Genomic DNA, 8280 nt, shown 5'->3' with positions numbered 1-8280 from the left:
GAAAGTCGAGTTTAGTAGCTGCCCGGATGATTTGACGGTGTGTCCGCGGCCTTCGGATGGCCGGATGGCCGGATGGCGTTCGGATACTCCGATGCGGTCACGACGGCTGGCGAACTCCGCCCGTGGATCGATGCTGATCCGCTCTCGAGAAAGGTTCCGGCGATGACGGTCTCCAATTCCACGGTTCCGCGCGGCCCATCCCAGGCGTTTCCGCGGCACCCGCCGGCGGCCGGCGGGCCGCCACCGACCTGCTCGGCCTGCACCGTGACGGTCGGACAGCCGCCGAGTTCCCCAGGGTGCGCCAGCTGCTGGCGGACGCCTCCGCGCAGGAGCTGGCCCGGGCGGGGCGCCTGCTGGCCCAGGTCGACCCGGACGAGGTGCTGCGGGAGCATCCGTCGACCCCGGTCGTGCGGATCGCCGTCACCGCGCACGGGACGGTGTCTGCGCTGCTGCCGGCCCTGGCCGGGGAACTGGGCCGGCATGGCCTGCTGCTGCGCCCCCATCTGGGGGCCTTCGACAGCTACGTGTTCGAGCTCACCGATCCCGGCAGCTCCCTGCACGCCCACGGGGCCGATCTCGTCCTGGCCCTGCTCGACCCGACGATCGTCTTCGACGAGGTGCCGCTTCCGTGGGATCCCGACGCGGTCGAACGGGTCCTGGACGCCAAGATCTCCCTGCTCGAGACGTTGGTCACCCGCTTCACCGAGATCAGCCGGGGAACCCTGGTGCTCAACACGCTGCCGTTGCCACGCCGGTTCACCGCCCAGCTCGTCGACCATCGGTCGCGGGCCCGGCTGGGGGCGGTGTGGCGGCGGGCGAACGCCCGGCTGCTCGGCCTCACCGAGCGCTTTCCCGCGCTGGTGGTGCTCGATCTGGACCCGCTCGTCGCCGAGGGCGTGCCGGTCACCGACCCCCGGCTGACGGTCTACGCCAAGGCGTACCTGTCCACCGAGCTGCTCGCCGCCTACGCGCGGGAGGCCGGCCACCTCGCCCGCAACATCGCAGGGCGTACCAGCAAGGCCCTGGTGCTCGACCTGGACAACACCCTGTGGGGCGGGATCGTCGGTGACGACGGGGTGGAGGGCATCGAGGTCGCCGGCTCCTACCGGGGTGAGGCGTTCCGGGCCGTGCAGAAGGTCGTGAAGCAGATCGGGGCGCAGGGTGTGCTGCTCGCGGCGGTCAGCAAGAACGAGGCCGACGTGGTGCGCGACGCGCTCGCCGGGCATCCGGAGATGACGCTGCGCCCGGACGACTTCGTGCGGGTCATCGCCAACTGGCGGCCCAAGCACGAGAACCTGCTGGACCTTGCTGCCTCGCTCAACATCGGGGTCGACAGCTTCGTCTTCGTCGATGACTCCCCCTACGAGCGCGGCCTCGTCCGGGCCGAGCTGCCGGACGTCGCCGTGGTCGCCGTCGACGAGGATCCCGCCGGCCACCTGGACGCGGTGCTGCGTGACGGCTGGTTCGACACCCGGGAGCTGACCGCCGAGGACCGGGTCCGGGCACGGCGCTACCGGGAGGAGCTCGACCGCCGCGACTTCCAGGAGAGCTTCACCTCGATCGAGGACTACCTGAGCGGCCTGGAGATCGTGGTGCGGCTGGGGGTCGCCCGGGATGCCGACGTGCCCCGGGTCAGCCAGCTCACCCTGCGGACGAACCAGTTCAACACCACGACCCGCCGGTTGCCCGCGCCGGACCTGCGCGATCTGCTCGACCGGCCGGAGCACACGGTTCTCACGATCCGCTCCGCGGACCGTTTCGGTGACAACGGCCTGGTCGGCGTGGTCTTCCTGCGCCGGGTGGAGGAGGTCGTGCACATCGACAACTTCCTGCTGAGCTGCCGGGTGTTCTCCCGGGGAATCGAGCAGGCGTGCCTGGCGACCGTGCTCGAACGCGCCCGTGACACGGGCGCGCGCGCTGTCGTCGCCGCCTACCGGCCGACGGCGAAGAACCGCATCGTGGCTGACTTCTACCCCCGGCACGGGTTCGCCCCGACCAGCCCGGCATCCGTGGACGGCCCGCGGGGGGCGAACGCGCGGGACGGCGGCGATGGCGCGACGACGTTCCGGCACGATCTGACGTCGCTCACGCAGATCCCTGCCTACGTCACCCTGCTCGACGAAACCCTGGTGGCTGGCTCGTAGGCGGGTGACCGGCAGGCACCGGCAGAAGTGGCCGGCAGGCACCGGCGGAACAGGTGCTGGCGGACCCGGACAACAGATACAGATACTTGCCAGACAACAGATACTGACCAGACGGCAGTACGGCCCGCCGTGACGGCGGGCCGTATCCGCTGATGTGGTCGATCGTCGCGAGTTGCCGGGCGATGGTGTAGGGCTCGCTGTAGGTGGTCGACACCGTCCCGACCAGGCCGATGTTGCTGCTGACTGCCGCGAGTGCGCCCAGCAGCGCGATCGGTTCGAACTGGGTCAGGTACTGCGGGGTCGAGTTGGCGTTGATGTGCAGGGTGTCGGTGATGAAGAGCAGGTCGAACCGCCCCTTCTCAGCCGTACGGATCCACTGCTGGTAGAGTTCGAAGTCAACGGAGCCGTCCGCGGGCACGTCGGGATGGCGCCAGCCCGCGACCGCGCTGCCGAGCCCGTGCAGCAACGCGCCCAGCTTCAGCCTGCGGTCTGCTGTCATGGTCGTCCACTCCTTCTCGGATGCTTCTTCTTGGCCGCTCCCGGGGATGCCGGTTTCAGCCTGTGACGGTGCTCCCGGGCTCCGAGAGGGCCGGGGCCGGGCCGTGGTCACGGCCGTAACGCTCGGGACCGGGGCCGGGGGCCGGCAGCGGGCTCGACGCGAGGAGTAACTGGGTGTAGGAGTGCTCGGGTGCCGTGAACACCCGCGCGGTCGGCCCCTCCTCGACGATCCGGCCGTTGTGGAGGACCGCGACCCGGTCCGCGACGTCCGCCATGCTCGCGAGGTCGTGCGAGATGATCAGCATGGCTATCGCCTGGTCGTCGCGCAGCCGCGCGAGCAGCCGCAGGATGTGCGTGCGGTTCGCGGCGTCCAGGGCGCTGACCGGTTCGTCGCAGATCAGCAGCCGGGGGTGGGTGACGATCCCGCGGGCGATCGCGACCCGCTGGCGCTGGCCGCCGGAGATCTCGCCGGGCAGACGGTCGAGGAACTCCGGGCCGAGGCCGACGGCGACGAGGGCCTCGGCGGCGCGCTGACGGCGTCCCGCGGGATCGAGCTCCCGGCGGATCGCGAGCCCTTCCGTGACGATGTCGACGACCCGCTGGTCGGGGTCGAGCGAGCGCAGCGGGTCCTGGAAGATGAACTGGATCCGGCCACGGCGGCGCAGCGCCCGCCGGTGCCGGCCGCGCAGGCCCTGGATCTGCGTACCCTCGAACCGGATCGTGCCGGCGGTGGGGCGCACGAGGCCGACGACGGCCCGGCCCAGGGTCGTCTTGCCCGATCCCGTCTCCCCGATCAGCCCGACGATCTCGCCGGGGGAGATCGTGAGGGCGACGCCGTCGAGGACGGTGTGGGTGATCCCGTCCGGGCCGTGGAAACCGGCCCGCAGGCCAGCCACCCGCAGCAACGGCTCGTCGTCCGCGGGAGACAGGTCGTGGGACGGTCCGGTGCTGGCCGCTGGGCCGGCGTCGGCCGGCAGCTGGGCGGTGATCGGTTCGCCGGCCGCGTCGGAGTGCTTGCGGGCGGCGGGCACGAGCTCAGACCCGGACAATCGGAGCCTCCTGAGCGGACCCGGGGGAGGCGGCCGGCACAGCGCCTGCCGAGACCGCCGCGACCAGGGAACGGGTGTAGGGGTGGGAAGGCCGGTGGACGATCTCGTCGGCCGGGCCGGTCTCGACGATGCGGCCACGGTGGAACACGGCGATCCGGTCGCACACGCCCGCCACGATGTCGAGGTCGTGCGTGACGAACAGCAGGGACATGTTCAGCCGTGTCCGCAGGGCCGCCAGCAACGCCAGCACCTCGGCCTGGGTACGCACGTCGAGTGCCGTGGTCGGCTCGTCGGCGACGAGCAGGTCCGGCTCGCACGAGACGGCGACGGCGAGCATGACCCGTTGCTGCATCCCGCCGGAGAGCCGGCTGGGGATCTGCCGGGCGACCTTCGCCGGATCCCGGATCTCCACCGCGGAGAGCAGCTCGAGGGCCCGCTGCCGGGCCGCCTGCCGGCCCAGCCCACCCTGGCGGCGCAGGGCCTCGGTGAGCTGCCGGCCGACGGTGAGCGACGGATTGAGGTAGGACGCCGGATCCTGGAACACCGTCCCGATCCGGGCGCCACGCAGCGGGCGCCACTGCTTCTCGGTCAGCGCGGTCACGTCCTGGCCGTCGAAGACGATCGTTCCGCCGCTGACGACGCAGCCTTCCGGCAGGGCGCCGAGCAGCGCGCGGCAGGTGAGGGTCTTCCCACTGCCGGACTCGCCGACGAGCCCGAGAGCCTCACCACGGCCGAGAGTGAAGCCGACCGCGCGTACCACGTCGCCCCGGTGGCCAGTGGCCGTGTGGCTGGGCGCGGTCACCCACAGATCCGTCACCCGCAGCAGCGGGGCACCGGAGCCTTCCCGGCGCACCGGGTCGTCGGGAACATTCGGGGGGGTCCCGCTACTCGTACGGTCGGCTGTGCCCATGCCCGGTGTGTCCGTGGCGGCCGGGCTCCCCGGCCCAGCCGTGGCCTGCTCAGACAGGTCGGGCGAGGTGACGGGAGATGGTGAGGTGGCGCGGGACAAGCCCCGACGCGAATGCCTCGGGGCTCTGACGTCGAGGCCTTCGCGCAGCCCGTCCGCGAGGGTGTGGAACGACCAGATCGTCAGGACGATGATCAGCCCGGGCCACAGCGGCGCGAGCGGGTCCTCCCACAGATGGCTGGTTGTCACCGCGAGCATGCCGCCCCAGGTCGGCGCGGGAGGCTGGCTGCCCAGGCCGATGAAGTTCAGGCTCGATCTGGTGAACACCGCGCCGCCCAGCGTGATCGAGGTGGTGACAGCGATCGTCGGCAGGACCTTGCGCCCGACATGCCGGCGGATGATCCACCATCGAGAGGCGCCCAGCAGGGCGGCCGACTCGACGTACTGGGTGCGGCTGAAACCGAGCGCCTCGGCCCGGACGATGCGGAAGAAGCGTGGCGCCATCAGGAACCCGATCGCGATGACCAGGGCGGCCGGGCCGTTCGAGAACAGCCCGCCGACCGCGACCGCGAAGATCACGGTGGGCAGTGTGAGCAGCGCGTCGACCGTCCGCAGGGCGGCGAACGCGGACCAGCGGCCGAGCAGTGCGGAGGCGATGCCCGGCAGCACGCCGAGCAGGGCGCCGAGGGCCGTCATCGCCACGGCGCTTAAGATCGTCTCGCGGGTGCCAGCGACGAGCCGGCTGAGGGTGTCCCGTCCCAGGTAGTCGGTTCCCAGCCAGTGGCTTCCGCCGGGAGCGGCCAGGGCCGAGTCGAGGTCCTGGGCCAGGGGGTCGTGGGGGGCCAGCGTCTCACCGGTCACCGCGACCGTGAGAATCACGATGATGAACAGGCCCGCCGCCCGGGTGGGCAGCGAGGAGAAGACGGCCCGCAGGGCGTGTCTCATCGGTGCTCCTCCCTGGTGGCCGGCCGCAGCCGGGACAGCAGCGTGTCGACGGTGATGTTGGAGATCAGGACGAACGCGACCGTCACCAGCAGCACTCCCTAAATGACTGGCACGTCATGGCTGGTGGCGCACTGCAACGCGTATCGTCCGATCCCCGGCAGGCCGAACACCGTCTCCACGACGACGGCCCCGCCGAGCAGGTCGGGCAGCTCGAGGCCGAGCGTGGCCAGGGCGGGCCCGGCGGCGTTGCGCAGCGTGTGGCCGAACAGAATCCGAGCCGGGGACAGCCCGCGCAGCCTCGCTCCGACGACGTAGTTCTCCCCGAGCGAGCTCACCAGGGAGGTGCGCAGCTGCCGGGCCACGACGGCGCCGGGCAGCAGGCTGAGCGTGAATCCCGGCATGATCACATGGCGGAGCCAGTCGAGGGGATCCTTCGCGATCGGCACGTACCCGCTCGCCGGCAGCCATCGCCAGGTCACCGCGAACAGGACGACCAGCACGACCCCGACCAGGAACACCGGGACGGTGAGCGCGAGCGAGGACACCGCCGTCACCAGCCGGTCGACGACGCTTCCCCGCCACACCGCCGCCGCGATACCGGCCGCGGCGCCGAACAGCACGGCCAGCACCACGGCGACGCTCACGATCGACAGGTCGGCCGCGAGCCGCTGCCCCAGGCTGTGGGCGACCGGGATGTCGGAGAAGTACGACCTGCCGAGATCCCCGCTGACGGCGTCGCCCAGCCAGCTGAGGTACTGGGTGACGAAGGGGCGGTCGAGCCCCCACAGGTGCCGCAGCTCGGCGACCTGCTCCGGGGTCGCGTTCTGGCCGAGCTTCTGCGCGGCCGGGTCGCTGGGCGACAGGAAGGTCAGGGCGAAGATGACCAGGCTGCTGATCAGCGCCACGATTACCGCCGTGGCCAGCAACGCCGCCACGCGGCGGACGGCGGGCAGGACGACCCTGGTCGCTCCCGCCCGCCGGCCCCGCGGGCCGAGTGTGATCTCGGTCATGGGATAGCGGGTCCGCCTACCCGGCCAGCCGGACGCCTTCGAGCCGCGGTGAGGTGAGATACCCGACCAGGCCCGTCAGCTTCTTCGAATGGGCGAGCAGCCAGGGCTGGGAGAACACCAGGACATCCGAGCCCTTGGTAGCGGCTATCTTTGTGGCCTCCTGCAGGGCGGGGGCGTAGCCCGGGTCGTCGATCGGGAACCGGGCGACGTTCTTCAGCGCCTCGGTGAGTGCCGCCGGGTCGTAGCTGCTGTACTGCGTGGCGGTGGTCGCGAGCTGCTGGGCCGGGGCTTCGCGGCCGAAGGTCCCGCTCAGCAGCAGGCCGACCTCGCGCTTGACGTAGAAGCGTTCGGCGACCTGCCCGAACGGGATCTTCTCCAGTTTGACCGTCAGCCCGATCGCCTCGAACTGGGCCTGCAACAGCTGGGCCTCCACCTCGCGGTCCACCCCGCCCGGGCTGGTGAAGTAGCTGATGACGACCGGCGTGCCGTCGTATCCCGCCTCGGTCAGCAGCGCCTTGGCCTTCGCCGGATCGTGAGTATAGAGGTTCTCAAGTGACGGGTTGTAGCCGACGTAGCCACGCGGGAAGGGCTGGTAGACCACCTCGCCGTGGCCGGCGTTGAGCTTGTCCAGCAGTTCCTGCCGGTTGACGGCGTGGTTCAGCGCTTCGACAATCTTCGGATTGTCGAACGGCTTGATCGTCCGGTTGATGGCGAGGTTGGAGATCTGCAGGCTGCGGAACTCCTCCACCTGGAGGCCCGCCGCGGTCAGCGCCTTGGCCTGCGGTGGGGAGATGTAGTTGGCCAGCTGTATCTCGTCGCTCTGCAGCGCCGCCGCGATGGTGGCCGGGTCGGAGAGGAACTTCAGGGTCACCCCGGCGAGGTGGATGTTCGCCGCGTCCCAGTAGGCGGGGTTGCGCGTCAGCTCGGCCTGGCCGTCCGGCACGTAGCTGGTGAGGGAGAACGGACCGGCGCCCACGGGCTTCGTGGCCAGCGCCTTCACGTCACCGGCCAGCGCCCGGGGACTGACGATCATGCCGCTGCGCCCGCCGAGGACGAGGGGCAGTGCGTAGTCCTGGCGGCTGAGGTGGAAGACGGCCTCGGTCGGGGTGGCCGCGTCCACCGAGGCGATCGCGGCGAGGGACGGCGCGACCTGCGAGCCCGTCTGGTTCTTGCCCCGTTCCACGTTCTGTCTGATCGCCGTGGCGTCGACCGGTGCGCCGTCGGAGAACGTCTGGCCGGGGCGGAGGGTGAAGGTGAGCGTGAGTCCGTCAGGGGAGAACTTCCACGCTCGCAAGCCCTGGCCCGGCATCACCGTCGGGCGCCAGCCGTGTCAGGGAGGCGTAGGCGAGGCTCAGCGGGGTGACGTCGATACCGGAGTTGGAGGCGACGGGATCCCAGGTCGACAGTGGCGGTATCGACCAGCTCAGCACACCGCTGGCGGCGGAGGGGTCCGAGGACACCGTGTCGTCGCTGCCGCAGGCGGCGGCGGTCAGCGCGACCGCCGCTACTACGACGGCGGCGAGAACGGGGCGTCGACCGCGCCGGTGGCGGCGCCGACGGCTGACAGCGGATAAGACGTTCTGCACCGTGTTCCATTCATATACGGGTACGGCGGGCCACGGGCTGCGTCCGCTGAATCTTGTGATGACCGGATTCTTTTGTGGTGTGTCATATAATTGTGCGCCTGTTGTTGTGTTGACGTGGATGCCATGCCGACGTGGATGCCG

The 8280-nt window shown here is 70.8% G+C and carries 7 protein-coding genes; 1 reads left to right on the top strand and 6 read right to left on the bottom strand.

From position 1 onward, the window contains the following. The first annotated feature begins 296 nt into the window (after window positions 1-296). Complete coding sequence (locus AC5LUJ_RS16270) at window positions 297-2144, top strand: HAD-IIIC family phosphatase (RefSeq protein WP_250284233.1); 1848 nt, start codon at window positions 297-299, stop codon at window positions 2142-2144. Here AC5LUJ_RS16270 and AC5LUJ_RS16265 read toward each other — a convergent pair. From AC5LUJ_RS16265 to AC5LUJ_RS16240, 6 genes are all read right to left on the bottom strand, one after another. Further along, on the bottom strand, window positions 2107-2643 hold the full coding sequence (locus AC5LUJ_RS16265; RefSeq protein ID WP_250284236.1) for an LLM class flavin-dependent oxidoreductase: 537 nt from the start codon (window positions 2641-2643) through the stop codon (window positions 2107-2109). The genes AC5LUJ_RS16270 and AC5LUJ_RS16265 overlap by 38 nt on opposite strands. A gap of 55 nt (window positions 2644-2698) precedes the next feature. Further along, entirely contained in the window at window positions 2699-3691 is a 993-nt protein-coding gene (locus tag AC5LUJ_RS16260; protein ID WP_250284238.1) for an ABC transporter ATP-binding protein, read from the bottom strand. Then, window positions 3678-5543, bottom strand: coding sequence for a dipeptide/oligopeptide/nickel ABC transporter permease/ATP-binding protein (locus tag AC5LUJ_RS16255; protein WP_250284241.1), 1866 nt, complete (start codon window positions 5541-5543; stop codon window positions 3678-3680). Before AC5LUJ_RS16255 ends, AC5LUJ_RS16260 begins: the two co-directional genes overlap by 14 nt. 98 nt (window positions 5544-5641) lie before the next feature. Next, a complete protein-coding gene (locus tag AC5LUJ_RS16250; RefSeq protein WP_250284243.1) occupies window positions 5642-6553 on the bottom strand; it encodes an ABC transporter permease in 912 nt (303 codons plus the stop codon). 16 nt (window positions 6554-6569) lie between these two features. Further along, on the bottom strand, window positions 6570-7847 hold the full coding sequence (locus AC5LUJ_RS16245) for an ABC transporter substrate-binding protein (RefSeq protein ID WP_250284244.1): 1278 nt from the start codon (window positions 7845-7847) through the stop codon (window positions 6570-6572). After that, window positions 7822-8139: a hypothetical protein gene (locus AC5LUJ_RS16240; protein ID WP_250284246.1), complete on the bottom strand. Its 318-nt coding sequence runs from the start codon at window positions 8137-8139 to the stop codon at window positions 7822-7824. The genes AC5LUJ_RS16245 and AC5LUJ_RS16240 overlap by 26 nt, the downstream gene beginning before the upstream one ends. Between the last annotated feature and the right edge of the window lie 141 nt (window positions 8140-8280).

It is taken from the genome of Protofrankia sp. CiP1_Cm_nod3, assembly GCF_982290655.1.
Note: the sequence above shows the minus strand (reverse complement) of the source record. Positions and strands in the feature narration are given on the sequence as shown.

What these genes read in the sequence shown, in the direction of transcription:
- AC5LUJ_RS16250 (WP_250284243.1), bottom strand. Translation starts at nt 6,553, where the DNA reads ATGACCGAGATCACACTCGGCCCGCGGGGCCGGCGGGCGGGAGCGACC.
- AC5LUJ_RS16255 (WP_250284241.1), bottom strand. Translation starts at nt 5,543, where the DNA reads ATGAGACACGCCCTGCGGGCCGTCTTCTCCTCGCTGCCCACCCGGGCG.
- AC5LUJ_RS16265 (WP_250284236.1), bottom strand. Translation starts at nt 2,643, where the DNA reads ATGACAGCAGACCGCAGGCTGAAGCTGGGCGCGTTGCTGCACGGGCTC.